The sequence below is a fragment of the Parazoarcus communis SWub3 = DSM 12120 genome (assembly GCF_003226565.1).
GTDB classification, from domain to species: domain Bacteria; phylum Pseudomonadota; class Gammaproteobacteria; order Burkholderiales; family Rhodocyclaceae; genus Parazoarcus; species Parazoarcus communis.
The window spans coordinates 214,970-241,370 of the sequence record NZ_QKOE01000001.1 but is presented as its reverse complement, the minus strand read 5'-3'; the positions used below and the strand labels follow the sequence as shown (position 1 = coordinate 241,370).

Sequence of the window (26,401 nt, the reverse complement as noted above, 5' to 3'; positions counted from 1 at the left end):
ATCAGGCGAAGTGGTCGTAGCCAGAGACAAGTGGAGGGAGCAGGCGGCCGTCGACCTCCCGTAGCAGCAATTGGCCGCGATGTTCGGTGATGTGGCCAATGCGGGTCAATGGCAATTGCAGTTGCGTCGACAGGGCGGCGAGCGTGGTTTGCATGGAGGGTGGCGCGCTGAACAGCAGCTCGTAGTCGTCGCCACCCGCCAGCAGACAGCGCCGTGCCAGGGGCTCGTCCGCACCAGCCGCCAGCAGTGGAGTCAGCGGCAGCAAGGTGGCATCGATCTCCGCGCCACAGCCGGAGCGCTCAAGTATATGGTTCAGGTCGCCGATCAGGCCATCGGAGACGTCCAGCATGGCGCTTGCGACGCCACGCAGTGCCAGGCCGAGTGCGAGCCGGGGTTCGGGGTGCTGCAGGGCGTGGATACAGCGAGTGCGCGCGGCAGTTGGCAAGGTGATGCGCTGCTGCAGGCAGGCCAGCCCCAAGGCGGCCAGCCCGGGTTGGCCGGAAATCCAGATCTCATCTCCCGGGTGGGCGCCATCTCGCCGTATCGCACTGCCATTGGGAACTTCGCCGAAGATGGTCACGCCGATGGCGAGTGGACCACGCGTCGTGTCGCCGCCCACCAGGTCGACGCCGTACTGGTCCGCACAATGGAACAGCCCGTCGGCGAAGCGGCTGAGCCACGGTTCGTCGACATCGGGCAAGGCCAGGCCGAGCACCGCCCAGCGTGCTTGTGCCCCCATCGCGGCGAGGTCCGACAGGTTGACTGCAAGCGCTTTCCAGCCGAGATCACAGGGGTCGGTGTCGGGAAAGAAGTGCGTGCCCGCAATCAGCATGTCGGTCGATATCGCGAGCTGCATTCCCGAGGCGGGCCGCACCAGGGCGGCGTCATCGCCGACCGACAGGTCGGTGTGCGCGCAGGGGCGGTTGAAGTAACGGCGGATCAGCTCGAACTCGGAGGGCATCGGCGGGGCTAAGTGGTCGGTTGGATGGGCGGGTGTGAGCTTACCGCAGACCTTCGCTGGATGTCGCTTCATCCGGCCCTGCATGCGATCGGTTGGACGCGTGTGCATTCCATCTCGCCCCAAAATGGGTAAGATGCTGTCTTGGACATAAGCGATAGAGATGCCAGGTGGCCACGGTCGTGAGCGATGGGCTGAGAGCAAGACTGTTGACGATTGTCGTTGTCATCGTTGCGCTTGTCATTTTGCCGGTTGCCCTGATCGCGGATGCCTATCTGGAACGCAAGACTCGGGACGAAGCGGAAGCCGCGCTGCGGTCACTGGCCCTGCTTGCGGATGGTCTGGTTGACGCGCAGTACGCCATGCTGCGTTCTGGCCTGGCTCAGCAGGCGGATGTGCTTGAAGGTCACTTTCAGGTGCGGAGTGCGGCTGTTGCCGGTGCACCGGATGGCGGTTGGACAACGGAAGGTGTGCCGGTCTCGTCCCGCTTCAGCGACCTCTCCATTCATGGCAATGACGCGCGCGGGACACTGGCTGCCGCACTACTGCGTGAGCAAGGGGGGCGGTTTCGTGTGCTGGCCAGCACGCAGTGGGGTGACGATGGGATCGCACCGGTATTGGTGCTGGAGCGCAATGTCCTCGCCATGCTGGAGCGAGGGCAACGCGCGTCACTGCAACTGAGTATCCGTACGCACAGGTATCTGGTCGAGTTGCTGCCGGTGCGCACCAAGGACGGCATGCTGCTCGGCTTGTACCTGCTGGGGCTGGACCTGGATCGGGCGCTGGCGCCGGTGAAGGACAGCTTGCGGGCCTTTGTCGTCGGCGATAGCGGCTATCTGTATGTCGTGGACGGCAATCCTGGGCCAGATGAAGGACGTTTCCTGATTCATCCGACGCAGCAGGGGAATAAACTGACTGATGCTGCGGGCGGGAGTGCCGATTTGAACGCCGCCTTGCTGACGCAACGCGAGGGCGTATTTGATTACGCTTGGCAGAACACCGAGTTGGGTGAACAGTCGCCGCGGGACAAGCTGGTCGCCTTTCGCCGCAATCAGGCGCTGGGTTGGGTGATTGGCGTCAGCGGTTATGTCGATGAGTTTGGCCGCAGTGCCGTTCAGTTGCGGCACCGTGTGGCCATCGCAAGCCTGTTGATGGCCGCGGTGTTGATGCTATGCCTGAACCAGGCTATCCGGCGCATGGTCATCCTGCCCATGCTGAGGCTGCAGCGCACGCTGCGGACTTTGAGTCGTGGTAATGAAACCCTGGTGCACTCCGAAGGTGAGCAGTCGCTGGTCAGAGGGATTTGCCATGTGCTGGTCAATACGGGGGGCTTTCGTTGCGCCTTCATCGAGTGTCTGAGCCCTTCCGGTGCTCTCGAATGGACTGCTGCGGCGGGCGACACTGGTCCTTTCCAGCGTTGGCTTGGGCAGCCTGAGGGCGCGCAGGAGATGCCTGGAGGTCGGGCTCTGTCACAGCAGCGAACCGTACATTACGCGTCGCTAGAGGCGTGCCCGGCAGCGTTGAGACCTGTGGCGGCCCAGGCTGGATGCCAGGCGCTGATCGCGTTTCCGTTGCTTGGCGGTGACAGGATGCTCGGGGTGCTGACGATTGGTGCAGCGCGGGCGAGTGATCTTGATGTGGCAGGGGTGGCCCTGCTGCGCGAACTGGCCGAAGACCTCGGTTACGGTATTGGCAACCTGCGCAATGCACGGGCGCGGGATGTGGCAGAGAGTCTGCTGCGCTTGCGCGAGCGCGCAATCGAGGCCACGCGGGATGGTGTGCTGATCCTGCGCACTGAAGGAGGGTGTTTTGCGGTACGTGATGCCAATCCGGCGGCGGCTTCCATCCTTGGCGCGAGCCGTGAAGCCCTGACCGGGCATACACTGGACAAGATTGGTACATTCGACGCAGACGGGGTTTTGGCGCTGGAGCGTGCGTTCAGACTGCATCGATCGTCGGTGCTGGAGCTCGAAGGGGTTCGCGCCGATGGGGTGGGTTTTCACATCGAGTGCGCAATTTCGCCGATGCTGGCTGAGGGGGAGTGCGTGGTCATGGTCATGCAGGATGTCACCGAGCGCGTGCTTTATCTGAAGCAACTCGAGCATCAGGCGCGTTTCGACCCGCTGACCGAACTGCCCAACCGTTCTCTGCTGGACGACCGGCTGGAACAGGCCATCATTGCCGCACGGCGCCATGACAGCCTGTTGGGTGTGGCCTTCATCGATCTCGATAATTTCAAGAATATCAATGACAACCTGGGGCATCGCACTGGCGATCGCTTGCTTTGTGAGGTTGCTGCGCGTATCCACGAGGGCTTGCGCGATGGAGACACGGCTGCCCGCCTGGGAGGGGATGAATTCGTTGTGCTGCTGCCGGAGCTGGGGTCTGAGGAACAGGCCTACCTCGTGCTGCAGCGCGTGCAGCAAGCCTTGCTGCGGCCGATCCAGATTGACGAGCATCAGTTCATTGTGACCGCAAGTGTTGGTGTCAGCTTGTATCCCCCGGACGGGTCCGACGGTGAGACCTTGCTCAAGCATGCCGACATCGCGATGTATCACGCCAAGGAGTCGGGGCGTGACGCCATCCGTTTCTTTACTGCCGAAATGAACGAGCAAGTGCATGATCGCCTCTTGCTCGAGCAGGCGCTCCGTACCGCACTGGAGCGGGACGAGTTCCATCTTGCTTATCAGGCGCAAGTCGATTCGGCAAGCGGTCGTTGCATTGGCGTGGAGGCGTTGCTGCGTTGGCAGCATCCGGAGTTGGGTGCGGTGTCTCCTGCACGTTTCATCCCGGTGGCCGAGGCACTTGGACTGATCGAACCGATTGGCGAATGGGTGCTGCGGACGGCATGCCGCCAGGCACGGACCTGGCAGGAAGCCGGTCGACCCCTGAGGGTGGCTGTAAATGTCTCCGCACGGCAGTTCCGCAATCAGGATTTCCCTGAGCGGGTCGCCGCGGTACTGGAGGAAACCGGTCTGCCGCCAACGCTGCTTGAACTGGAGCTGACCGAGAGCATGCTGATGGGGCAGGCGGAACGTGCGGAGCTGATGCTGCGCCGGCTCAAACAGCTCGATATCACCTTGTCGCTGGATGATTTTGGTACAGGGTACTCAAGTTTCTCCTATCTGCAGCGCTTCCCGATCGATACCTTGAAGGTCGATCAATCCTTCGTTCGTGCGATGCTGACCGGCTCACGCGCGGTTTCCATCGTCGCGGCGATTGTTGCCATGGCGCACAGCCTGGGGATGCGGGTGATTGCCGAGGGCGTAGAGCTGGCATCTCAGCGGCGGCAACTGGTTGAGCTGGAGTGCGATGAGATGCAGGGGTATCTGTATGGCCGTCCGCAGCCTGCGGAGGTTCTTGAACTGCCGGGTTGATTCTTGCCGTGTTCCGGGGCGTTCATGGCGACTGTGTCCCACGGAGTGACGATGGTCACTCCCGTTGACTTGAAATCGGGCATGTTGCGCGTAACCATCTCACTGAATCAAAACGCTGAAGCCGAGTGCCCCTTCGTCACCCTGGAGTCACACATGAAGAGCGTCACAGCAATCCCGCTGGTACTCGCTTCTACCGCTGCCGTCGCCGATGCGGGTGGGACTGACCGCAACGGTTGCCGTTGGAGTCGGCACAAGCAAACAGCATGAAACATCAACAGATTGGCCCCGACATGCAAGCGCGGTTTGCCAAGTGTGCGAGGCTCATCGCCCAAGCGGATGGGATGCTCATCACCGCGGGTGCCGGCCTGGGCGTGGATTCCGGCCTTCCGGATTTCCGGGGCAACGAAGGCATGTGGCGCGCCTATCCCGCGCTCGGGCGGGCGCGGATGGGCTTCAGCGACATTGCCTGTCCGGATGCGTTTCGCCAGCATCCGCGGCTCGCCTGGGGCTTCTATGGTCATCGGCTGGCGATGTACCGCACAACGGAGCCGGGCGCCGCCTTTCAGATCCTCAAGCTGATCGCGAGCGGCCTGCCCGATGGCGCGTTCGTGTTCACGAGCAATGTCGACGGGCACTTTCAGAAGGCGGGGTTCGATCCGACGCGCGTCATGGAGTGTCACGGCTCGATCCACCATCTGCAGTGCATGGACGGGTGCATGAACGATGTGTGGACGGCCGAGGCCCTCGTCCCGAACGTCGATGGCGGATCCCTGTTCATTGGCGAACTGCCTGCCTGCCCTTGGTGCAAGGGCCTGGCGCGTCCGAACATCCTGATGTTTGGTGACCACGAGTGGATCGATGATCGCATGCGCGAACAGTGTTCCAGGTTGGACGTTTGGCGTGCCAGCGTAGAACGCTTGCTGGTGCTCGAGATTGGCGCGGGGACGGCGATCCCGACGGTGCGCTACTTCGGTGAGTCGCAAGACTGCCCGATCATCAGGATCAACACGACCGAGGCTCAGACATCGGCCGACCGCGGCGTGTCTCTTCCCATGACCGGAACCGAGGCGATGGGTGGAATTGCGGCGGCACTGCTCGAGACGGGATTCCTTGATCGACAACAGATGAGCACTCTGCAACTGGCACACCGCGGTGCATGAACGGGCGTCAGGTCGGGCAGACGTTGAGAGGAGACACGCGCACGGTAATCCCCCGGTTCGCCGGGCGTACATGGCCCCCCCTGCTTGCCAAGCGCTTATTGGATTACGGCTCGAAGGTAAAGATTGCTCCTGTACATTCGGACTTTCGCTGCGAGACCTGCTCGCTATCCCTGATGGGTATGCTGGTTGGCGCCTCGTTCTGCGCGGGCTTTGCCAACCACGGCCTGACCTGTCTTGCCTTACTTCATGATCGCTTGTGCAATCGACGGTGTGTGATTCTCCTTCAGTAACGCTGTTGTCGTTGTCGTTGTCGTTGTCGACACCACTTGCGCCTACGCAGTGTCGGCTCTGCGGAAACGACGTCGAACATCCGATGGGCGGTTGTTCTGTCTAGGCAATCATGTCAGCCGGCGTAGAGTGCTTGAATAAGGTGTGGGTTGATGAAAAGCTTCTCCCGCCCTGCCTTCATCTCGCGAAGGAGACCAATGTCGACGAGTTGCTTCAGATAGACCGACGCCGTCTGGCGCTGGGCGATGCCGGCGTCGACGACGTTGGCTATGCGGCAGTAGGGTTGTACGAAGATCAGCTCGGTCAGTTCGCGGGAGTAGATGCCGGGCGCGTCGCGCTTCATTCGCTCGGCGGTGGCGTCGATGAGCGCTTTGATGGTCTTGATGCGGGACGTCGTCCATTGCGCGGTGCTGCGGACGGCGTCGAGCATGAACAGAATCCAGGGTTCCCAGGCGGCATCCCGGCTGACGTTCAGCAGGAGCAGGTAGTAGTCCTGCTTGGCTTCGATGATGGCTTTGGACAGGTAGAGCACCGGGATGTCGAGCAAGCCCCGCTCGACCAGATACAACAGGTTCAGCACCCGGCCGGTTCGGCCGTTGCCGTCGACGAAGGGGTGGATGGCCTCGAACTGGTAGTGGCCGATAGCCATACGCACTAGCGGGTCGATGTGCTCGGCCTCGTGTAGAAAGCGCTCCCAGTTGGCTAGCTTGTCGCGAATGCGTGCCTCACCTTCAGGTGGAGTGTAGATCACCTTGCCGCTGCGGTCATTCATCAATGCCGTACCCGGCGTCTTACGGATGTCGATATCGACACCCTTGATGGTGCGGCAGATATCGATCGCGGTTCGGGTCGTGAGCGGATGGCGACGCAGCGATTCGAATCCCTCGCGCAGCGCCGTTCGGTAACGGAGCGCCTCCTTCGTCGCAGGATCAGCCATGGAATCGCGGTCATCGGCGAACTGGAAGAGGCGATCCGCTGTGGTGACGATGTTCTCGATTTCCGAGCTTGCCTGGGCTTCCAGCAAGGGAATGCTGTTGATCAGCACGGCCTGGTTGGGGATCAGTTCGCCAGCCTGCTTGAGTTCGGCGACAGCTGCGCGCGCCTCGATGCAAGCCTTCAGAATGGTCCACGACTCTACTTCCGCCTGAGGGGGAAGGGCAGGGAGGTCGTTGTACGGCTTCCGTGGGTCGAAGGTCATATGTCGAGAATGGACTGATGAATCGACGTGTCTTCTGAACGTGTCGACGGCTTCGACATGATATCTTCTTGTGTCGAAGAAAGACGGGATCTTCTACAAGTCAGGCTTGCCGCAGTACCCGCCCGAGGCGTAGCGGCTGCAGTTGAACCGGCGGATTCTCTCGGGCTCGAATACAGGTTTTAGATGCCTGAGAGGGGCTTGACGATCGTTGCCATGGTGCGCTCCGGTACGGGTGCTGTACCGAAATTGTACTTCTGGAATCGACCGACATGAAAAAGGGGCTTAGGATTTCTCCTAAGCCCCTGATTTTATTGGTGGGCCCCCTGGGAGTCGAACCCAGCACCAACGGATTATGAGTCCGCTGCTCTAACCAGGCATGAGCTAGAGGCCCTCGAAGCTGATTGTTTGCACTAGCGCTTGCCCGACTTGATGGTAAGCCGGGCAGGCACATGGTTTTCCCGATCTGAACCGGCTGCTACAAAAGTCTTTCCCGGCCCGGCTGCGGTGCATTGCAGCCGGGTGAGGGGGCTTAGGCGTCGCTGTCGAGGAAGCTGCGCAGCTTCTCGGAACGGCTGGGGTGGCGCAGCTTGCGCAAGGCTTTGGCTTCGATCTGACGGATGCGTTCGCGGGTGACATCGAACTGCTTGCCGACTTCTTCCAGCGTGTGGTCGGTATTCATTTCGATGCCGAAACGCATGCGCAGCACCTTGGCTTCGCGCGGGGTGAGCGAGTCGAGCACTTCGCCGGTGGCGTCGCGCAGGCCGGAGTACATTGCCGCCTCGGCCGGTGCCAGGGTGGCGGTATCCTCGATGAAGTCGCCCAGGTGGGAGTCGTCGTCGTCACCGATCGGCGTCTCCATGGAAATGGGCTCCTTGGAGATCTTCATGATCTTGCGGATCTTCTCCTCGGGCATTTCCATTTTTTCCGCCAGGGTTGCAGGGTCCGGTTCCTGACCGGTTTCCTGCAGGATCTGACGGCTGATGCGGTTCATCTTGTTGATGGTTTCGATCATGTGCACCGGGATACGGATGGTGCGGGCCTGGTCGGCGATCGAGCGCGTGATCGCCTGACGGATCCACCAGGTTGCATAGGTCGAAAACTTGTAACCACGACGGTATTCGAACTTGTCCACCGCCTTCATCAGGCCGATGTTGCCTTCCTGGATCAAGTCGAGGAACTGCAGGCCGCGGTTGGTGTACTTCTTCGCGATGGAGATTACCAGGCGCAGGTTGGCCTCGGTCATCTCACGCTTGGCGCGACGCATCTTGGCTTCGCCGGTGGACATCTGGCGGTTGATGTCCTTCAGCTCCTTCAGCGGAAGGCCGATCTTGTCCTGCAACTCGATCAGTTTCTGCTGCTCTTCGAGGACTGCAGGGTGGATACGCATCAGGCCGTCAACGTAGCCCTTGCCAGAAGCGATTTCCTTCTTCAGCCAGTCGATGTCGGTTTCGTGGCCGGGGAAGGCCTTGATGAAGTGCTGACGCGGCATGCCAGCACGATCGACACACAGCTGCAGGATCTGCCGCTCATGGGTGCGGACCTGGTCGACCATGTGGCGAACCGAATCGCACAGGCGCTCGATGGACTTGGCGGTAAAGCGGATGTTGAGCAGCTCGTCGGAAATCTGCTGCTGCATCGCCAGGTAGTTGATGTCCTGCGAACCCTTGCGGGACAGCGTGTCCATCATCCTTTCGTAGACTTCGCGGATGACGGCAAAGCGCGCCAGGGCGTCAGTCTTGAGCTGCAGCAGGGAGGCCGCGTTGGCTGCGCTTTCGCCGCCATCGCCGTCTTCGTCCTCGCTGTCTTCGTCGTCAGCGGGTTCGTCCTCGGCGTCTTCCTCGGCCTCTTCGGCCTCTGCCAGTGCAGCTTCCTCCGCCGCGGCATTGGGGTCGATGACTGCGTCTACGATCTCGTCGATACGCATCTCGTCACGCGCGACCTTGTCGGCGGTTTCGAGCATCTCGGCGATCGTGGTCGGGCAGGCCGAAATGGCCTGAACCATATGCTTGAGCCCGTCCTCGATGCGTTTGGCGATCTCGATCTCGCCTTCGCGGGTCAGGAGCTCGACCGTGCCCATCTCACGCATGTACATGCGGACGGGGTCGGTGGTGCGCCCGAATTCGGAGTCGACGGTGGACAGGGCTTGTTCGGCTTCTTCTTCGGCGACGTCTTCGTCAACCGTGGTGGCGACGCTGTCCGACATGAGCAGGTCTTCGGCAGCGGGTGCTGCGTCGTAGACCTGGATGCCCATGTTGTTGAACGTGGCGATGATGCCTTCGATCTGCTCGGCGTCGGCGACGTCGTCCGGCAAGTGATCGCTGATCTCGGCATAGGTCAGGTAGCCGCGCTCCTTGCCGAGCGTGATCAGGGTTTTCAGCCGGGTACGGCGCACCTCTGCATCGAGCGGGGCGATTTCCGGGCTTTCGACGACCAGTGCGGCCTTGTCTTTGGCCTTGGAGGCTCGTCCTTTCGGGCTGTCCTTGCGCGAATCCTTGGCTTTTTCGCGTGCCATGGCACTCCTCGAATCGGGGCGGAAGTAAATGGGTAAACCGAAAATTATACTATAAATCTGAGACTTTGCCTGCACTTGCGAGGTTTCGTTTTTCGATCAGCAGTTCGCTCAGGCGGTGGCGGTCTGTGGTGGAGAGCGTGTCTTCCTTGGACAGGGCCAGCAGCTGATCGATCTCGCGGGTAATGGCGTCGCCCTGGAGTTTGCGTAGTGTGTCCTCGAACATGAGCTCTACGATGCCTTCGTCGAATTCGGTGTCCAGGAGTTCCGCACCCAGTTGGGCGAGCGTGTCGCTGTGCGGGGTGTCGCGGAAGCGTTCCATCAAGCCGCCAATTCCGCCCGCTGGCAGGGTTTCGCCAAGGCTGATCAGGTCGATGATTGCGATCAGTGCCCGCCCTTCGGGGCTGTCGTCCGGAATCAGGTCTACCGGAAGGCGCGCAGCCCAGTTCGGGTGCTGAAGGACCAGTCTGAGCAGGGTGCCGATGGCTGACGGGGGTTTGCGTCGTCCCGTGTTCCGCGGTGGGCGGTTGCGAGGGATGAAGCCAGCGGGTGGAAAGTCGTCCGTTGGGAAGCGATCGAAGTCGGCGTGGGCGCTGTGCTTGTCGCTGCGGGTGGCGTTGAATCGCGACCTGGGTGCAGATGCACTCTTGAGGCCGAAGGCTTGTTCGACTTCGTTCTGCGTCAGCTCGCTGGCTTCGGCGATGGCTTTGACCAGTTGCAGGCGCAGTAGCGGAGCCGCAATGCGGGTGATCAGCGGCTTGGCCTCATGAACCAGTCTGGCGCGCCCTTCGGCGCTGTCCAGTTCGCACTGCTCCTTGAGTTCATTGAGCAATACGGTTGCCAGTGGAGTCGCCGCTGCAGCGGCCTTGCGGAAGGCGTCGGCGCCGGCGCTGCGCACGAAAGAGTCCGGGTCATGCTCGGAAGGCAGGAACAGAAATGCCAGGGTTGTGTCGTCGCGCAAGGCTTCGAGGGCGTTTTCCAGTGCCCGCCAGGCGGCGCGGCGGCCTGCTGCATCGCCGTCGAAGCAGAATACGATGCGGTCGGTGTGTCGCAGCAGTGTATTGATGTGGTGTGGTGTGGTGGCGGTGCCCAGTGTGGCAACCGCGTTGTCCACGCCGAACTGGGCGAGTGCGACAACGTCCATATAGCCCTCGACCACGACCGCGAAGCCGGCATCGCGAATGGCCTTCTGGGCGAGAAACAGGCCGTAGAGTTCGCGGCCTTTTTCAAACAGCGGGGTTTCGGGTGAGTTGAGGTATTTGGGTTCGCCGCTGTCCAGCACGCGTCCGCCGAACGCAATGATCCGGCCGCGACGATCGTGGATCGGAAACATGATACGGTGGCGGAAGCGGTCGTAGCGCTTGCCTTGGTCGTTGTCGATGACGAGGCCGGCTTCGGCCAGGTGCTTGGCCTGGTAGTCCGGCAATACGCGTTGCAGTCCCTGCCATTCATCTGGGGCAAAGCCAATGCCGAATCGCGCTGCAATCTCGCCCGACAGGCCGCGCCGCTTGAGATAATTGACAGCTTCGGGTGCGTGCTTGAGTTGCTCGCGATAAAAGCGCGCAGCCGTAGCCATGGCGTCGACCAATTTGTCGTGTGCGGGGTGTTGTTGCGCTTGTCCTGGCTTGCCGTCGTCGGGGACTTGCATTCCGACTTGTTGGGCGAGTTCCTTGACGGCCTCGACAAAACTCAGGCCGCTATATTCCATCAGGAAGCCGACGGCGCTGCCATGGACGCCACAGCCAAAGCAGTGATAGAACTGCTTGCTCGGGCTGACTGAGAACGATGCTGACTTTTCGCCATGAAACGGGCAGCAGGCGAAATAGTTCGCGCCAGCCTTTTTCAGCGGCAGGTAGCGCTCGATGACGTCGACGATATCGACGCGGGCAAGCAGATCCTGGATAAAGGACTGTGGAATCATCGCGCGTAAAAACGGCTACGCCGGGTATCGGTCAGGATGACCGTTACCCGGCGTGCTGGCTGCCGGAACGAACCGGAGCGGGATCAGTACAGCTTCGGCGGCAGGGTCTGGCTGCGCAGGCGCTTGTGATTGCGCTTGACTGCTGCGGCCAGCTTGCGCTTGCGCTCGGCGGTGGGCTTTTCGTAGAACTCGCGTGCGCGCAGTTCGGTCAGCACACCGGTCTTCTCGATAGTGCGCTTGAAGCGACGGATGGCGACTTCAAACGGCTCGTTTTCCTTGACGCGAATACCCGGCATTGCGTACTTCCTTGAGTGTCTGGGGGCAGAAAGATCGCGAATATATCGGAGAGTTGGGGTGGCTGGCAAGTCATATCTGCAGATTTGCTGAAGAAACTTGTTGCTGGCAACGTTAGAATGCACGCTTGCTTCAATAGGATACGCGACGTAATGAAGGTGATTGGCATCGAGACATCCTGCGACGAAACCGGGGTCGCGATCTATGACACGACGGTCGGCATGGTGTCGCAAAGCCTGCACTCCCAGATCGATCTGCATGCGGTGTATGGGGGGGTCGTGCCAGAGTTGGCGTCCCGTGATCATATCCGGCGCTTGCCGGCGCTGATCAGGCAGGCACTCAAGGATGCAGGGGCGTCCATGGCCGACATGGATGCCGTGGCTTATACCGCTGGTCCAGGTCTGGCGGGTGCGCTGCTTGTGGGGGCGAGCGTCGCCGAGTCGATGGCGCTGGCGGCGGGTATTCCGGCGCTTCCGGTGCATCACCTGGAGGGGCATCTGTTGTCGCCGCTGCTGGCGGCGGATCCTCCGACCTTTCCGTTTGTTGCGCTGCTGGTGTCGGGGGGGCATACCCAACTGATGGCAGTGACCGGCGTAGGGGCATACGCCTTGCTCGGCGAGTCGCTGGATGACGCGGCAGGCGAGGCTTTCGACAAGACAGCCAAGTTGCTTGGCCTGGGGTATCCGGGTGGGCCGCAACTGGCTGCGCTGGCGGAGCAGGGGGCGGCGGGCCGTTATCGTTTGCCGCGACCGATGCTGCACTCGGGGGATCTTGATTTCAGCTTCAGTGGCTTGAAGACGGCGGTGCTCAACGTCGTGACGGCGGCTGACTGGCAGTCGTCCCATGCAGCCGACCTGGCTGCGGATTTTCAGCAGGCGGTGATTGACGTGCTGTGTGCCAAGGCGCTTGCTGCGCTGAAGCACACGGGTTTGAAGTCGCTGGTGGTCGCGGGCGGGGTCGGAGCCAACCGTGCCCTTCGTGCTCGCCTGGATCAGGCGGTGCGAAAACGGGGCGCGCGGGTGTATTACCCTGAGCCGGCCTTGTGTACCGACAACGGTGCGATGATCGCATTTGCCGGCGCGCAGCGCCTCGTTGCGGGCGAGCGGCCGAATTCGTCGCCCGGAATCCGGATTCGTCCGCGCTGGCCGCTAATGGATCTGAGTGTGCCGGGCTGATCAGGTCTTCTTGCCACCGATCCGGCCCTCGGTGCCGGCGAACAGTCGCTGGATGTTGGCTGCGTGGCGCCAGATCAGGATTGCGCTCATGGCCAGCAGCACGGCAATGACCGGAACGCCGCCAAGAAAGAGGTAGCCGGCAATTGGCGCTGCCGCAGCGGCGGCAAGCGCGGCGGCGGAAGAGTAGCGGCTGATGAAGGCTACCAGTAGCCAGATGCCAAGGCTGGCGAGTGCAATACGCCAGTCGATGCCGGCCAGCACGCCGAGTGCGGTGGCGACACCTTTGCCGCCATTGAAGCGCAGGAAAATGGTGAATACATGCCCGAGGAAAGCGGCCAGGCCCGCCAATGCTGCTTCTGGCGCGGCAAAGCCCAGTTGAAGTGCGGCCCACACTGCCAGCCAGCCCTTTGCGCAATCCCCGAACAGGGTGACGACTGCTGCACCCTTGTTGCCACTGCGCAGCACATTGGTTGCGCCAGGGTTTCCTGAGCCGTAGGTTCGTGGGTCCTGCAGGCCGAATAGCCGGCTTGAGACAATTGCGAACGGAACCGAGCCCAGCAGGTAGGCGGCGGCAAGTAGCAGCATGACAGACATGGTTTCTCCACGGTGCCGGAGGGGGTGACGGGTACTTGCGTAGCAATCTGTACGCAAGGGAGTGGAGCATCCGGCTAGAATTGCGGCGATTCTAATCGGGAACCGACATGGATTTCATCTTCATCGAAGAGCTGCGCGTTCAGGCCTGGGTCGGCATCTATCCGCGCGAGAAGATCGCGCCGCAAACCGTTGAGTTGCACCTGACCTTCGGGGTGCCCGACTCGGCAGCAGAACATGACGATATCGCCGACACGATCAATTATGCGGAGGTGATCGAGCGTATTCGGCAGGAATTGGCAGAGCGCCATTTCAATCTGATTGAAACGCTCGGCGAGTTCGTGGTCAATATGCTTTTTGACGAATTCGGCGCGCCGTGGGTCAAGATCCGGATTGCCAAGATTGGTGTGATGAAGGGAGTCAGGCGGGTTGGCGTATTTATCCAGCGCGGGAAGGAGGGCGTGAGTCTGCCGCCTTCCACGCTGTAATTCGCTGGCAATCAGTGCAGGTCATGAGGCCCGGCCACTGGCCGGGCCCGTCTGTGGTCAGATCTGGACTGCGGCTTCGTCAAGGGACTTGCCTTGGGCAAGCAGGTCGAGTGCCCATTGCGGTTTGCGCCCACGTCCCGTCCAGCCCTGCTCCGGATTCGCAGGGTTGCGGTACTTGATGACGCTGACGGTGGCCGGTTTTGCCGCCTTTGCGGCTTTACCCGGTTTGCGGCCGCGGCGGCTGGGCGTCTTTTCCGCCGCAGCAGGTGCCGTGCCGATGACGTCTTCCAGCGAAAGTCCTTGTTCGGCGGCCATCTTCTGCATGCGCTTGATCAGATCGCGCCGTGCGGTGTCGCTACGGCGACGGATTTCCGATTCAACCTTCGATTGCAGGCGACGCAGTTCGGTCAGCGACATAGAGCCGAGATCCATGATTTCTCCAAATAGTGTTTGACGAACTGGATTGATGACCGAATCAATACGATCAGAACCCAAGGCGTCTATTCTGGCACTAATAGAGCATGTCCGCGTGAATTTTTATATCTTCCGGCGGATATTTGTTCCCCGGTGAGATAAGGATGCAGTAACTTAATTTGCCACTTCGACCAGCGTTGGCTGCAATACCGTGAGCAGATCGTGCGGGTGGATGCCGACAAGAAATCCCCTTTTCCCGCCATTGATATAGATGAGTGGCAGGTCAAGAATGGTTTTCTCCATGTAAACAGGCATTTTCTTGCGTGTTCCAAAGGGTGAGGTGCCGCCGATCAGGTAGCCTGAATGGCGATTTGCAACCTCAGGCTTGCAAGGTTCGATGCGCTTGCAATTGGCTTGTCGTGCCAACTCCTTGGTGGAGACCTTGCGATTGCCGTGCATCAGAACAATCAGGGGGTGCCCGCTTTCGTCTTCCATGATCAGGGTTTTGATCACCGAGTGCTCGTCGACATTCAGTTCGCGGGCAGAGACCTCGGTGCCACCGTGTTCCTCGTATTCGTATGGATGTCCGGAATAAGGAATGCCGTGTTGGCGAAGGAAGCGGGTTGCGGGCGTTTCCGGGTGATGTTTGTCTGCTTTTGGCATTATTAAGGGTTTGATTTAATGATATTTTATTGGATTTATTTACGGGCGGGCAGTCAGGCTCTCGGGTGATGAATATGGTGTAATGCCTTCAGGCGCTCTCGTGCAACATGGGTATAAACCTGGGTTGTGGAGATGTCTGCATGGCCGAGCAGTAATTGTACGACACGCAAATCGGCGCCGTGATTCAGCAGGTGCGTGGCAAATGCATGGCGTAACGTATGCGGTGAAATGCGTTGTGCCGGGATGCCGGCTTGGGTTGCATATTGCTTGATGATACGCCAGAACATTTGTCGACTCATTGCAGCTCCACGTTGTGTGACAAACATTGCGTCACACTGGTGTCCGGCCAGCAGGGTGGGGCGGCTCTCGCGCATATATCGCACGATCCATTCGACCGCGACTTGTCCAAGTGGGACGAGGCGTTCCTTGCTGCCTTTACCCATGATCTTGACGACCCCATCGTTCAGGCTGACGGCAAATGTCGGTAACGTGATCAATTCCGAGACGCGCAGTCCACTTGCATAGATGACTTCGAGCATGCAGCGATCCCGAACTCCCAGCGGGCTATCAAGATCTGGTGCGGCAAGCAGCGTTTCGACCTGGGTCTCAGTCAGTGTTTTTGGCAGGCGTTGTGTTGGCAGTGGTGGATCGAGCTTCAGCGTGGGATCACTTGAGATCTGGCGATTGGCAAGCAGATGACGGTAATAGCGCCGCCAGGCCGAGAGCAATCGGCGCTGGCTGGTTGGTTTGGCGCGTTGGCTGAATTCAGCCAGATAGGCTGCCAGGGTGGCTGAGTCGGCGGTTTGCAGCGTTTGGCCGCGTTGGTACAGCCAGTGGCCAAACAAGGCAAGATCGCTGCGATAGCCGGCAAGCGTGTTGCGCGCCAATCCGTGTTCCAGCCACAGGGTGTCGCAGAAAGCATCCAGTTCGGCGTGGAGGGCCTGAGGAGGTGTGGAGGGTGTGCCTGTCATGGTGCTTCATTGGCCAGCAGCCAGCGTTTGGCGAGGATCAGGTAGCCGTCGGATGCATGGGCGAAACCACCGATACCGTTTGCCGCAACGACACGATGGCACGGAATGGCCAGTGGAAACGGGTTCGCCCCACAGGCCTGACCGACCGCTCGTGCGGCGGTATCGAGCTCTGCTGCAAGCGTCCCGTAGCTTTTTACCTGGCCTGCAGGGATCGTTGTCAGTGCATGCCAGACGCGGCGCTGAAAGGGTGTTCCACGTGAGCACAGGGGGAGCTGGAGTGGGTGTGAGGGGGCTCCGAGCCAGGCGTGGATTTTCGCCACGATCGCTTGCGCAGCGTCCTCCCGCGGGGCGCGCAGCGGGGTGTCGGGCGGCAGGAACTGCATTTCGCGGATCTGCGTGCCGATCAGGTGAATGCCGAAGCGGCCAAAGGGCAGGTCCAGCACGATATCTGCAGGCGGAACGTTCATCCGGCCCCTTCTTGCATCAGGTGCTGCGGGATGGGGTGAGGGGCGATCCCGACGGCCGTGGAAAAAGGCTTGGCGCACCCTTGTGGCCGTTGCGCGGCACGTTGCTGCGCAACGGCAATGGGGCTTGCAGTCTGGTCCTTACCGCACGGTAAGTGATGCCCGCTCACGTTCGGAAGCCTCCACGTAAGGGCGGTGTATCAGTGCGATATGGCTCAGCGGCGGATCTCGCCATTGCCGAACACGATCCATTTCTGGCTGGTCAGGCCTTCCAGCCCGACCGGGCCGCGGGCGTGAATCTTGTCGGTGGAAATGCCGATTTCTGCTCCCAGACCATATTCGAATCCATCGGCGAATCGTGTCGATGCGTTGATCATGACCGAGGCCGAGTCCACCTCACGCAGGAAGCGCATGGCGCTGGTGTAGTTCTCGGTAATGATGGCTTCGGTGTGGCCCGAACTGTAGGTGTTGATGTGCTCGATGGCTTCGTCGAGGCCATCGACGATGCGGATGGCGATGATCGGCGCGAGGTACTCTTCCGACCAGTCCTGCTCGGTGGCAGCCACCAGCTTGTCGTTGTCGATACCGGCGTCGCGCAGCAGTGCCAGCGACTCGGCGCAGCCGCGCATCTCGACGCCCTTGCTGGCCAGCATCTGCCCGATTGCCGGCAGGCAGAGGTCGGCCACCGTACGCGAAACAAGCAGCGATTCGGTGGTGTTGCAGGTGCCGTAACGCTGGGTCTTGGCGTTCTCGACGATAGGTACGATCTTGGCCGGATCGGCCTCGTCGTCGACATAGACATGACAGTTGCCGTCAAGGTGCTTGATCACCGGCACACGGGCTTCGCGCGAGATGCGTTCGATCAAGCCTTTGCCGCCGCGGGGGACGATGACATCTACGAATTCGGGCATGGTGATCAAGGCGCCGACGGCCGCGCGGTCAGTGGTGTCGACGACCTGGACTGCCCGCTCGGGCAGGCCTGCAGCCTTCAGCCCGGCGCGCACGCAGTCGGCAATCGCCTGGTTGCAGTGCAGGGCTTCCTTGCCGCCACGCAGGATGGCGGCATTGCCGGACTTCAGGCATAGCGCCGCCGCATCCGCGGTGACGTTGGGACGGGCTTCGTAGATGATGCCGATGACGCCAAGCGGGACACGCATTTTGCCCACCTGGATGCCGGAGGGGCGGCGCTTGACATCGGTGATCTCACCCACCGGGTCGGGTAGTGCCGCAACTTGCTCAAGACCGGTGGCAATCGCTTCAACGCCCTTGGCTGTGAGGGTCAGGCGGTCGATCATCGCCGCGTCTAGTCCTGCCTCGCGTGCCGCATTCAGGTCGCGGGCGTTGGCTTCAAGCAGCGAAGCTGCGCGCTTGCGAATCTCGCTTGCCATGGCCAGCAGCGCGGTGTTCTTGGCCTCGGTGGAGGCGGCGGCAAGCTGGCGCGATGCTGCACGTGCCTGCTTGCCAAGGGTAAGCATGTAGGTATTGATGTCCATCTGGGTATCCGGGTGCGGGAACCAAACCGAGATTAGAGCACTGAAAGCAGGGCTGTTGGCAAGCCCTGAGTAGGTTGCCATTTGCTCAGGCTTGCAAGTCGGTGCCTTCAGCGATGCGTCAGTCGCAAAGAAAGCTGCAGGAACTCATCCCAGATGTCGCCGGGGACCAGCCCCTTGATCATGCGATCGATACGTGCGGCGTGCAGCAGCGCGGCACGCAGCTTGCCTTGGCTGAGGCGCTCAAGCGCCCGGCCGAGCGCTTGCTGGCGGCGGTTGTCAAAGATGCGTTCCTGTTTGAACAGCGCCTGAAGCGGCTGACCGGAATCCCGCCCGGTGCGCAGGACGGCCAGGCTGCGGGTTTCGCTGGCCAGCGCCCAAAGTATCAGCGGTGGTGCAGCCCCCTCGCCGCGCAGGCCGTCGAGCAGGCGTGCGCAGCGTGCCGGATCGCCCTCCAGTACGGCCTGACGCAGTTTATCGATGTCGTAACGCGCGACGTTGAGCACGGCATCCTGCACTTGCTCCAGCGTGATCGTGCCTTCGGGATGCAGCAGGCCGAGTTTGCGGATTTCCTGGTGGGCGGCCAGCAGATTGCCTTCAACGTGGTCGGCAATGAAGGCCAGTGCCTCGGGCGGAGCGGACTGGCGCTGTGCAGCCAGCCGCTGCGAAATCCAGGCCGGCAGGCGTTCGCGCTCTGGTGCGTTGAGTTCAATGCATTGCCCGGTTTCGCTCAGGGCCTTGAACCAACTGGTCTTGCGCGCTTGCCAGTCCATCTCGGGCAGGGTGACCAGGGTCAGGGTGTTGCTGGGCAGTTGCTTGCAATAGCGCTGCAACGCGTCGCCGCCTTCGCGCCCCGGTTTGCCGGTGGGAATGCGCAGGTCGATGAGTTTGTCGCCTCCGAACAGGGACATGTTACCCGCAGCCAGGGTCAGTGCGTCCCAACGAAAACCCTGGCCGACGACCAGGGTTTCGCGCTCTGCGTAACCTTGCTTGCGCGCGGCGGACCGGATCGCATCGCTGGCCTCTAGGACCAGCAAGGGTTCATTGCCGTGCAGTACCCAAAGCGGCGCCAAAGGGCGCTCGAGTTGCGCGGCAAGCTGATCCGGACGCAGACTCACGACGGGCGGCGATAGGCGGCCAGACGGCGCATGATCTGGCTGACCAGATCGGACTGCATGTCGCGGAACAGCAAGGACTCTTCTTCGGACTTGCCGAGCACGGCTTCGTCGTTGAAAGTGTATTCCCGCCGCGCCAGCAGATTGGTGGGCGGAATCATTTCCTGGCCGTTGCGATCGATCAGCCGGAAGCGGATGCGCTGGGTCAGCTGATATTCGCGCACCTTGCCGGACCCGGTCAGGCTGAGGATCTCGCGTTCGCGCTGGTTGCTGAGAATCTGCAGTCGGGCCTCGGCCTGGGCGGCATCTTCGACCACGGTGGTGGTGCCACTGGTGGCGACCTGGCGGCGGAGGATGGCGCCCAGTTCGGCATATTCGCTGATGCCGATGTGCAGGGTGGCAAAGGCGAGCGGTTGCGGTCCGCGCAGGCGGAAGCCGCAGCCGGCCAGCAGGGCGCTGGCGGCAAGGGCCGCCGAACCCACCAGCAACTGGCGACGTTTCAAAGATAGGGTCATGTGTCCGTCCTAGGCTGCAGTGCTCAGACCACGATGTTGATCAGGCGACCGGGGACCACCACCACTTTCTTGGGTGGTTTTCCTTCCATGAACTTCTGCGCAGCTTCGGCAGCGAGTCCGATGCGTTCGATATCGGCCTTGCTGGCGTCGGCTGCCACCTTGATGCTGCCGCGCAGCTTGCCGTTGACCTGCAGCATGAGTTCGATCTCGTCCTGGGCAAGCGCGGCCTCCAGCGGTTCGGGCCAGCCCGCCGCCAGGATGTCGGCACCAAAACCGCAGTCCTGCCACAGCGCATGAGCAATGTGTGGTGTGATCGGCGACAGCAGGCGCAGCAGGATGGCGTAGCCTTCCTCCACGACTTCGGCGTGGGCTGCTGCGTCTTGCCGTGGCGCCTTCTCCAGCGCATTGAGGATCTTCATCGCGGCTGACACCACGGTGTTGAACTGATGCTTGCCGAAATCGTAGTTGGCCTGCTTCAGGTGCAGGTGGATTTCGCGGCGCACCTCAGCAAGCGCCGCGGGTACCTGACCGCTCGCCAGCTGGCGGTTTGTCGGCAGTGCAGCACGGAATTCACTGACCAAGGCATGCCCAAAGTTCCACACCCGGCGCAGGAAGCGCGACGCGCCTTCGACGCCCGAGTCCGACCACTCGAGCTGCTGGTCGGGCGGGGCCGCAAACATCGTGAACAAGCGCGCGGTGTCGGCACCGTACTGATCCACCAGGGCCTGCGGGTCGATACCGTTGTTCTTGGACTTGGACATCTTCTCGATGCCGCCGATGACCACCGGCAAGCCGTCGCTGGCCAGTTTGGCGGCGAGGATGCGGCCGCGCTCATCGCGCTCGACGATGACGTCGGCCGGGTTGATCCATTGCTTCTTGCCGCCGTCGAGTTCGCGGTAATAGGTTTCCGCAACCACCATGCCCTGGGTCAGCAGGTTGGCGAAGGGCTCGGAGACGTCCACCAGGCCGCAGTCGCGCATCGCGCGGGTGAAGAAGCGCGAATACAGCAGGTGCAGGATGGCGTGCTCGATGCCGCCAATGTACTGGTCGACCGGCGCCCAGTAGTTGACGCGCGGGTCGACCATCGCGGTGGTGCTGTCGGCGCAGGCATAACGCAGGAAATACCAGGACGACTCGACGAAGGTGTCCATGGTGTCGGTTTCGCGCCGGGCTGGCTTGCCGCATTTCGGGCAGCTGCATTCGTAGAATTCCGGCATCTTGGCCAGCGGCGAACCACGACCGGTGACTTCGACGTTTTCCGGCAGTACCACGGGCAGTTGATCGTCCGGTACGGGTACATCGCCACAGTCGGCGCAGTGAATCATCGGGATCGGGCAGCCCCAGTAGCGCTGGCGCGAGATGCCCCAGTCGCGCAGACGGTACTGCACCCGTTTTTGTCCCAGCCCCTTGGCGCCCAGATCGGCAGCGATTGCCTCGATGGCGTCCTGGAAGTGCAGCTTGTCATACTTGCCGGAATTGACCAGCCGGCCGTGTTCGGCGTAGGCGTCGTTCCAGGGGGCGGTAACGTTCTCGTAGGCGTCGCGGGTGGAGCGCACGACCATCTTGATCGGCAGCGAATACTTGCTGGCAAAGGCGAAGTCGCGCTCGTCGTGTGCTGGGACGGCCATGACCGCACCCTCGCCGTAGCCCATCAGCACATAGTTGGCAACCCAGACCGGCAGGAACTCGCCGGTCAGTGGATGGACCACGCGCAGTCCGGTCGGCATGCCTTTCTTTTCCATTGTAGCGATGTCGGCCTCGGCGACGCCGCCTTGCTTGCATTCGTCGATGAATGCGGCCAACTCCGGGTTGCCGGCTGCCGCCTGGGTGGCGAGTGGGTGTTCGGCTGCCACGGCGACGTAAGTGGCGCCCATCAGCGTGTCGGCACGGGTGGTGAACACCTTGAGCACGCCGGACTGGCCGATGGTGGACAGGTCGTAGGGGAAGTGGACTTCGACGCCTTCCGAGCGGCCGATCCAGTTCTTCTGCATCAGCTTGACCTGTTCCGGCCAGCCCGGCAGGTCGTCGAGTGCGGCGAGCAGCTCGTCGGCGTAGGCGGTGATCTTCATGTAGTACATGGGGATCTCGCGCTTCTCGACCAGTGCCCCGGAGCGCCAGCCGCGACCGTCGATGACCTGTTCGTTGGCGAGTACGGTGTCGTCAACCGGGTCCCAGTTAACCGTGCCCAGACGCTTGTAGATCAGGCCTTTTTCGAACAGGCGGGTGAACAGCCACTGTTCCCAACGGTAGTACTCCGGTGTGCAGGTAGCCAGTTCGCGCGACCAGTCGATGGCGAAGCCCAGGCGCTTGAGCTGGCCCTTCATGTAGTCGATGTTGGCGTAGGTCCACTTTGCCGGGGCAACGTTGTTCTGGATGGCGGCATTCTCCGCCGGCATGCCGAAGGCGTCCCAGCCCATTGGCTGCAGTACGTTGTATCCGCGCATGCGGTGGTAGCGCGCCAGCACATCGCCGATGGTGTAGTTGCGCACGTGACCCATGTGCAGCTTGCCCGACGGGTAGGGGAACATCGACAGGCAGTAGTATTTCGGGCGGCTGGTGTCCTCGGTGACCTGGAAGGCCGAGGTGGAGTCCCAGTGCTGCTGGGCGGCCGATTCGACGGCTGCGGGCTGGTATTTGTCCTGCATGGGCGGGGTGCGTGCGCTCAAAGCGTTGAAAACGCGAAAGTATATCGCGAAGGGAGGGGGCGGCGCTTGCCGATGCGTGCGTGACCGCCCGTCGTGGGCTGGAAATGGTGGCGCCGTGGCAGCGTCCGATCGCATGAAACAAAAAAAATGGCACCCGGCGAGGGGCCGAGTGCCAAATCTCCACTGAAGGAGAGGGAGGGAGCGGGGTGGGGCCGCCGCAATACGCGGTGGCTCCGGAATGGGGTCAGGCCGCCTTGCGTGGCGACGGCGTCGTGCCCTGACGCTGCCAACTGGCGGACATGGCGGAGAACATGTCTTCCATTGCGATCAGGGGCAGGCGCCACATGCGGTTCTGGCTGCGCACCAGCGGGGTCACACAGGGTGTGCACAAGGTGTTCTTTTCTTCGTCGAGCAGACGCTGGAAGATGTCCATGCTGGCGCCCCAATATTCGGCGTTGCCGACCCAGCCGGTTTCGGCGGTGGCTTCACGGACGGCCTTGCGCCAGAGCGCATTGGCACGATCGATCGGGATGCCAGCCTTGCGGGCATACCAGGGAAGTAGTTTGGGTGCCTTCATGTCGTTCTCCTTGCGGCCGGGGTAGACCGTTGCGCCGACTGAACCTCGTGAGTTCCTTGATCGAACGCTGATGCTGTGTTGCAAAATATGTGTTTTATCCAGTTACGGTGCCGATTCTATCGTGTTTGGTGATCGACTTGCCGTGACAAATTACATCAATTTGTTGCTGTGCACAATTTCAGGATAGCGCACCTTTTTTCCTTCTTCAAGCGATTGTTGCCGGGCTGCAATATTCGTCGGGTGGTGCGCAAGTCCGGCCCCGTGCGGCAGGGCGGTTAGAATGGCGGCTGCAAAGGAAATGTCCATGTCCCAACTACTTGCCAATCTCAATCCCGAACAGACCCAGGCCGTCACCTTGCCGCCGCAGCATGCGCTGATTCTGGCGGGCGCAGGCTCGGGCAAGACGCGGGTGCTGACCACACGTATCGCCTGGCTGGTGCAATCCGGTCAGGTTGATGCGCATAGCATACTTGCAGTCACCTTCACCAACAAGGCTGCCAAGGAGATGCTCGCCCGTCTCGGCACCATGCTGCCGATCAGCCCCAGGGGGCTGTGGGTGGGCACTTTCCATGGGCTATGCAACCGCCTGCTGCGCGCGCATCACCGTGACGCAGGTCTGCCGCAGTTGTTCCAGATCCTCGACTCGGCTGATCAGCTGGCCGCGATCAAGCGCTTGTTGAAGACGCTCAATGTTGACGACGAGAAATTTCCGCCCCGCGAGTTGCAGCACTTCATCAATGGCCAGAAAGAGGCCGGTGTGCGTCCTCACGCGGTTGAGGCCTGGGACGACTACACCCGGCAGCGTGTCCAGCTTTATCAGGAGTATGAGGCGCAATGTCAGCGTGAGTCTGTTGTGGATTTTGCGGAGTTGCTGTTGCGCACCTATGAGTTGCTGGAGCGCAACGAGCCCATCCGCCGGCATTATCAGCGGCGCTTCCGCCATATCCTGGTAGACGAGTTTCAGGATACGAACGTGTTGCAGTACCGGTGGTTGAAGTTGCTGGCCGATAACGGCAAGGAGGGCGGTGCGGCGCTGTTCTGTGTGGGTGACGACGATCAGAGCATCTATCGTTTCCGCGGTGCGGAAGTGGGCAATATGCGGGACTTCGAGCGCGAGTTCCGGGTGCAGAACGTGATCCGGCTGGAGCAGAACTATCGTTCACGCAGCAACATCCTGGATGCAGCGAACGCGATCATCCGCCATAACAGTGACCGACTCGGCAAGAACCTGTGGACCGACCAGGGGGCCGGTGAGCCGATCCGGGTGTTCGAGGCTTTCAGTGACGGCGATGAGGCGCGCTGGATTGTGGAAGAGGTGCAGTCTCTGGTGCGCGACGGTCATTCCCGCGCCGAGATCGCCTTGTTGTATCGGTCCAATGCGCAGTCGCGGGTGCTGGAGCACCGCCTCTTTACTGCCGGTATCCCGTATCGGGTGTACGGTGGTCTGCGCTTTTTCGAGCGTCAGGAGATCAAGCATGCCTTGGCGTATCTGCGCCTGATTGCGAACCCGGATGACGATACGGCCTTTGCGCGGGTGGTGAATTTTCCGACGCGTGGCATCGGTGCGCGGTCGATCGAGGTGCTGCAGGATGCCTCACGCACCTGGAATGGCAGCCTTTACGCGTCGGTGCCGCATCTGAGCGGCAAGGCGGGGACTTCGCTCGGGCATTTCGTGCGTCTGATCGAGGATCTGCGCAGGGAGACCGAGCCGTTGGCCTTGCCCGAGCTGGTGGATCATGTGCTGGATCGGTCCGGGTTGCGCGACCACTACAAGGCAGATAAGGAGGGGGCGGAGCGGCTGGAGAACCTGGACGAGTTGCTGAATGCGGCAGCAAACTTCCTGGCCGAGCAGGGAAGTGTCCCGGGTGAGGCGTCCGGGCAGCCGTCCCATGCCCTGCTGGCGGATTTTCTGGCGCATGCATCGCTGGAGGCGGGCGATCATCAGGCCGATCAGGGGGCGGACGCCGTACAGTTGATGACGGTGCATTCGTCCAAGGGTCTGGAGTTCGACATCGTGTTCCTGTCCGGGCTGGAGGAAGGGCTGTTTCCGCATGAGAACAGTGCGCTCGAGCGTGACGGGCTGGAGGAGGAGCGGCGTCTGATGTATGTGGCGGTGACGCGGGCGCGCGAGCGTCTGTATGTGTCGTTTGCGCAGAGCCGGATGTTGCACGGGCAGACCCGGTACAACCTGCGTTCGCGTTTTCTTGAAGAGATTCCGGTTGAATTGACGAAGTGGTTGTCGCCGCCTAATCAGCGTACTGCCCTGGGCGGGGCGACCGGGGGCGGTGGAGCGTACTTTACGCCGTCAGCCAAGCCGGCTGCATCGCGTGAATCGCGTCCATCTTCCAGTTTGCCGGGCGGTTTGCGGATCGGTCAGGTGGTGAAGCACGCGAAGTTCGGCCAGGGGGTGATCGTTGCGGCCGAAGGGGGCGGGAGTGATGCGCGGGTTCAGGTGAACTTTGGTGCGGCGGGAATGAAGTGGTTGCTGCTGGCGGTGGCCAAGCTTGAGGCTGCGTGAGTATCGCTGACTGCATGTTCCCTGCTCTTACAATGTGCCGCGTGAGGGCGGCCTTGACCTGGCAGGGCAGGCGTTCGCGGCCTTCGGCTACCCGCTGAAATGTCTGCTGCGGCGGAGTCGGCGCAAACTCGGGCGCGAGGCGCCCTCAGACATGCGCCGCCTTTTGTCCGCCGCAGCAGACATTTCAGCGGCGCTCTCGACAGCCCTGCCAGGCCAAGACCGCCCTCACTCCCCAAGCGTGTCGGTGTCTCGCTGCGCGAATGATGTCAATTGCCTGTCTTAGACGCCGTACTTGCGCGCCAGGGTGTCGTGCAGCGCGACGAATTCCTGGGACAGTTTGTGGCGGGCGTCGAGGTGGATCATGGGTTTGGATTGCTCGTGCGATTCCTTGATCTTGATCGATGAGGAGAGGTAGGGTTCGAGCACCGGCAGGCCTTCTTCGATCAGTTCCTGAACCACTTTCTGCGGCAGGCTGGCACGCGCCTGGTATTGATTGACCACGATGCCTTCCACCGCCAGCTTGTTGTTGTGGTCGGCCTTGATCTCTTCCACGTTTTCAAGCAGCGAATACAGTGCGCGACGCGAGAAGTCGTCGCAGTCGAAAGGGATCAGGCAGGCGTTTGCAGCGATCAGCGCGGACCGGGTGTAGAAGTTCAGCGCTGGGGGGGTGTCGATGTAGATGCAGTCGTACTGGTCGGCCAGTTCGTCGAGGGCGTCACGCAGTTTGTAGATCTTGTAGCGAGATTCGAGCTTGCCCTGCAGTTCTTCCAGCTGCGGGTGCGAGGGCATGACGTGCAGGCGTTCGAACGGAGAGGCAAGGACGAAGTCGGTGGTGGCCTTGGGGTTGAGCTTGAAGTTCAGGGTCTGGTCAAAGAAATCAGCCAGCGTGATGTCCTGGGCTTCACCGGGGGCGCCAAGCAGGTAGTGGGTGGAGTTGCCCTGGGGGTCGAGGTCGATGACCAGGGTGCGCAGCCCCTGCTGTGCGCTGATCGCCGCCAGGTTGCAGGTGATCGTGGACTTGCCGACGCCGCCTTTCTGATTGAACACCACACGTCGCATAACTGGTCATC

The 26,401-nt window shown here is 61.5% G+C and carries 22 protein-coding genes and 1 tRNA gene; 5 read left to right on the top strand and 18 right to left on the bottom strand.

What is annotated here, in order from left to right; translation table 11 throughout:
- Position 1: 1 nt before the first annotated feature.
- Positions 2 to 961: a thiamine-phosphate kinase gene (gene thiL / locus DNK49_RS01075; RefSeq protein WP_110522467.1), complete on the bottom strand. Its 960-nt coding sequence runs from the start codon at positions 959 to 961 to the stop codon at positions 2 to 4.
- Between the two features lie 206 nt (positions 962 to 1,167).
- Here thiL and DNK49_RS01070 point away from each other — a divergent pair, with 206 nt between their 5' ends.
- Together DNK49_RS01070 and DNK49_RS01060 are read left to right on the top strand one after the other, a co-directional pair.
- Complete coding sequence (locus DNK49_RS01070) at positions 1,168 to 4,335, top strand: bifunctional diguanylate cyclase/phosphodiesterase (RefSeq protein WP_110522466.1); 3,168 nt, start codon at positions 1,168 to 1,170, stop codon at positions 4,333 to 4,335.
- A 290-nt stretch (positions 4,336 to 4,625) separates the two neighbouring features.
- Entirely contained in the window at positions 4,626 to 5,495 is an 870-nt protein-coding gene (locus DNK49_RS01060; RefSeq protein ID WP_110522945.1) for an SIR2 family NAD-dependent protein deacylase, read from the top strand.
- 403 nt (positions 5,496 to 5,898) lie between these two features.
- Here the strand turns inward: DNK49_RS01060 and fic are convergent, their stop codons facing one another.
- The 5 genes from fic to rpsU all read right to left on the bottom strand — a co-directional run bounded on the left by fic (position 5,899) and on the right by rpsU (position 11,707).
- A complete protein-coding gene (gene fic / locus DNK49_RS01055) occupies positions 5,899 to 6,981 on the bottom strand; it encodes a protein adenylyltransferase Fic (protein WP_110522464.1) in 1,083 nt (360 codons plus the stop codon).
- Between the two features lie 312 nt (positions 6,982 to 7,293).
- A tRNA-Ile gene (locus DNK49_RS01050) sits at positions 7,294 to 7,372 on the bottom strand.
- Positions 7,373 to 7,510: 138 nt separating this feature from the next.
- The gene (gene rpoD, locus DNK49_RS01045) at positions 7,511 to 9,493 is read right to left on the bottom strand and encodes an RNA polymerase sigma factor RpoD (protein ID WP_110522463.1); all 1,983 of its coding nucleotides are present in this window, start codon (positions 9,491 to 9,493) and stop codon (positions 7,511 to 7,513) included.
- Between the two features lie 49 nt (positions 9,494 to 9,542).
- Complete coding sequence (gene dnaG / locus DNK49_RS01040; protein WP_110522462.1) at positions 9,543 to 11,411, bottom strand: DNA primase; 1,869 nt, start codon at positions 11,409 to 11,411, stop codon at positions 9,543 to 9,545.
- Positions 11,412 to 11,494: 83 nt separating this feature from the next.
- The gene (rpsU, locus tag DNK49_RS01035; protein WP_110522461.1) at positions 11,495 to 11,707 is read right to left on the bottom strand and encodes a 30S ribosomal protein S21; all 213 of its coding nucleotides are present in this window, start codon (positions 11,705 to 11,707) and stop codon (positions 11,495 to 11,497) included.
- A 150-nt stretch (positions 11,708 to 11,857) separates the two neighbouring features.
- Here rpsU and tsaD point away from each other — a divergent pair, with 150 nt between their 5' ends.
- Positions 11,858 to 12,880, top strand: a complete 1,023-nt coding sequence (gene tsaD / locus DNK49_RS01030; protein ID WP_110522460.1) for a tRNA (adenosine(37)-N6)-threonylcarbamoyltransferase complex transferase subunit TsaD — start codon at positions 11,858 to 11,860, stop codon at positions 12,878 to 12,880.
- On the opposite strand, the gene plsY is transcribed toward tsaD, so the two are convergent.
- Positions 12,881 to 13,474, bottom strand: a complete 594-nt coding sequence (gene plsY / locus DNK49_RS01025) for a glycerol-3-phosphate 1-O-acyltransferase PlsY (RefSeq protein WP_110522459.1) — start codon at positions 13,472 to 13,474, stop codon at positions 12,881 to 12,883. It lies immediately after the preceding gene.
- Between the two features lie 107 nt (positions 13,475 to 13,581).
- On the opposite strand from plsY, the gene DNK49_RS01020 reads away from it, so the two are divergent.
- Entirely contained in the window at positions 13,582 to 13,959 is a 378-nt protein-coding gene (locus DNK49_RS01020) for a dihydroneopterin aldolase (RefSeq protein WP_110522458.1), read from the top strand.
- Positions 13,960 to 14,016: 57 nt separating this feature from the next.
- Here DNK49_RS01020 and DNK49_RS01015 read toward each other — a convergent pair whose 3' ends face one another.
- The 10 genes from DNK49_RS01015 to DNK49_RS24040 form a co-directional block, all read right to left on the bottom strand.
- Entirely contained in the window at positions 14,017 to 14,391 is a 375-nt protein-coding gene (locus DNK49_RS01015; protein WP_110522457.1) for an H-NS histone family protein, read from the bottom strand.
- Positions 14,392 to 14,547: 156 nt separating this feature from the next.
- A complete protein-coding gene (gene ybaK / locus DNK49_RS01010) occupies positions 14,548 to 15,036 on the bottom strand; it encodes a Cys-tRNA(Pro) deacylase (RefSeq protein ID WP_110522456.1) in 489 nt (162 codons plus the stop codon).
- A 53-nt stretch (positions 15,037 to 15,089) separates the two neighbouring features.
- Positions 15,090 to 16,007, bottom strand: a complete 918-nt coding sequence (xerD, locus tag DNK49_RS01005) for a site-specific tyrosine recombinase XerD (protein ID WP_110522455.1) — start codon at positions 16,005 to 16,007, stop codon at positions 15,090 to 15,092.
- A complete protein-coding gene (locus tag DNK49_RS01000; protein ID WP_110522454.1) occupies positions 16,004 to 16,474 on the bottom strand; it encodes a methylated-DNA--[protein]-cysteine S-methyltransferase in 471 nt (156 codons plus the stop codon). The genes xerD and DNK49_RS01000 overlap by 4 nt, the downstream gene beginning before the upstream one ends.
- A gap of 212 nt (positions 16,475 to 16,686) precedes the next feature.
- Complete coding sequence (locus DNK49_RS00995; protein WP_110522453.1) at positions 16,687 to 17,964, bottom strand: glutamate-5-semialdehyde dehydrogenase; 1,278 nt, start codon at positions 17,962 to 17,964, stop codon at positions 16,687 to 16,689.
- 107 nt (positions 17,965 to 18,071) lie between these two features.
- Complete coding sequence (holA, locus tag DNK49_RS00990) at positions 18,072 to 19,079, bottom strand: DNA polymerase III subunit delta (RefSeq protein ID WP_110522452.1); 1,008 nt, start codon at positions 19,077 to 19,079, stop codon at positions 18,072 to 18,074.
- Positions 19,076 to 19,591, bottom strand: coding sequence for an LPS-assembly lipoprotein LptE (locus tag DNK49_RS00985; RefSeq protein WP_110522451.1), 516 nt, complete (start codon positions 19,589 to 19,591; stop codon positions 19,076 to 19,078). The genes holA and DNK49_RS00985 overlap by 4 nt, the downstream gene beginning before the upstream one ends.
- Positions 19,592 to 19,614: 23 nt before the next feature.
- Positions 19,615 to 22,236, bottom strand: a complete 2,622-nt coding sequence (gene leuS / locus DNK49_RS00980; protein ID WP_110522450.1) for a leucine--tRNA ligase — start codon at positions 22,234 to 22,236, stop codon at positions 19,615 to 19,617.
- Positions 22,237 to 22,480: 244 nt separating this feature from the next.
- On the bottom strand, positions 22,481 to 22,813 hold the full coding sequence (locus DNK49_RS00975; protein WP_110522449.1) for a hypothetical protein: 333 nt from the start codon (positions 22,811 to 22,813) through the stop codon (positions 22,481 to 22,483).
- A gap of 150 nt (positions 22,814 to 22,963) precedes the next feature.
- A complete protein-coding gene (locus DNK49_RS24040; RefSeq protein ID WP_165843248.1) occupies positions 22,964 to 23,119 on the bottom strand; it encodes a hypothetical protein in 156 nt (51 codons plus the stop codon).
- Here DNK49_RS24040 and DNK49_RS00970 point away from each other — a divergent pair.
- On the top strand, positions 23,118 to 25,331 hold the full coding sequence (locus DNK49_RS00970; protein WP_110522448.1) for a UvrD-helicase domain-containing protein: 2,214 nt from the start codon (positions 23,118 to 23,120) through the stop codon (positions 25,329 to 25,331). The genes DNK49_RS24040 and DNK49_RS00970 overlap by 2 nt on opposite strands.
- A 279-nt stretch (positions 25,332 to 25,610) precedes the next feature.
- On the opposite strand, the gene DNK49_RS00965 is transcribed toward DNK49_RS00970, so the two are convergent.
- Entirely contained in the window at positions 25,611 to 26,390 is a 780-nt protein-coding gene (locus tag DNK49_RS00965) for a ParA family protein (protein WP_110522447.1), read from the bottom strand.
- Positions 26,391 to 26,401: the final 11 nt, after the last annotated feature.

Coding starts and splice junctions, on each gene's coding strand:
- fic (WP_110522464.1), bottom strand. CDS start 6,981: ATGACCTTCGACCCACGGAAGCCGTACAACGACCTCCCTGCCCTTCCC.
- dnaG (WP_110522462.1), bottom strand. CDS start 11,411: ATGATTCCACAGTCCTTTATCCAGGATCTGCTTGCCCGCGTCGATATC.
- rpoD (WP_110522463.1), bottom strand. CDS start 9,493: ATGGCACGCGAAAAAGCCAAGGATTCGCGCAAGGACAGCCCGAAAGGA.
- DNK49_RS01000 (WP_110522454.1), bottom strand. CDS start 16,474: ATGAACGTTCCGCCTGCAGATATCGTGCTGGACCTGCCCTTTGGCCGC.
- DNK49_RS00985 (WP_110522451.1), bottom strand. CDS start 19,591: ATGACCCTATCTTTGAAACGTCGCCAGTTGCTGGTGGGTTCGGCGGCC.
- DNK49_RS00965 (WP_110522447.1), bottom strand. CDS start 26,390: ATGCGACGTGTGGTGTTCAATCAGAAAGGCGGCGTCGGCAAGTCCACG.
- DNK49_RS00975 (WP_110522449.1), bottom strand. CDS start 22,813: ATGAAGGCACCCAAACTACTTCCCTGGTATGCCCGCAAGGCTGGCATC.
- DNK49_RS01015 (WP_110522457.1), bottom strand. CDS start 14,391: ATGGATCTCGGCTCTATGTCGCTGACCGAACTGCGTCGCCTGCAATCG.
- thiL (WP_110522467.1), bottom strand. CDS start 961: ATGCCCTCCGAGTTCGAGCTGATCCGCCGTTACTTCAACCGCCCCTGC.
- ybaK (WP_110522456.1), bottom strand. CDS start 15,036: ATGCCAAAAGCAGACAAACATCACCCGGAAACGCCCGCAACCCGCTTC.
- DNK49_RS24040 (WP_165843248.1), bottom strand. CDS start 23,119: ATGGACATTTCCTTTGCAGCCGCCATTCTAACCGCCCTGCCGCACGGG.
- rpsU (WP_110522461.1), bottom strand. CDS start 11,707: ATGCCGGGTATTCGCGTCAAGGAAAACGAGCCGTTTGAAGTCGCCATC.
- DNK49_RS01060 (WP_110522945.1), top strand. CDS start 4,626: ATGCAAGCGCGGTTTGCCAAGTGTGCGAGGCTCATCGCCCAAGCGGAT.
- plsY (WP_110522459.1), bottom strand. CDS start 13,474: ATGTCTGTCATGCTGCTACTTGCCGCCGCCTACCTGCTGGGCTCGGTT.
- DNK49_RS00970 (WP_110522448.1), top strand. CDS start 23,118: ATGTCCCAACTACTTGCCAATCTCAATCCCGAACAGACCCAGGCCGTC.
- xerD (WP_110522455.1), bottom strand. CDS start 16,007: ATGACAGGCACACCCTCCACACCTCCTCAGGCCCTCCACGCCGAACTG.
- DNK49_RS00995 (WP_110522453.1), bottom strand. CDS start 17,964: ATGGACATCAATACCTACATGCTTACCCTTGGCAAGCAGGCACGTGCA.
- tsaD (WP_110522460.1), top strand. CDS start 11,858: ATGAAGGTGATTGGCATCGAGACATCCTGCGACGAAACCGGGGTCGCG.
- leuS (WP_110522450.1), bottom strand. CDS start 22,236: ATGCAGGACAAATACCAGCCCGCAGCCGTCGAATCGGCCGCCCAGCAG.
- DNK49_RS01020 (WP_110522458.1), top strand. CDS start 13,582: ATGGATTTCATCTTCATCGAAGAGCTGCGCGTTCAGGCCTGGGTCGGC.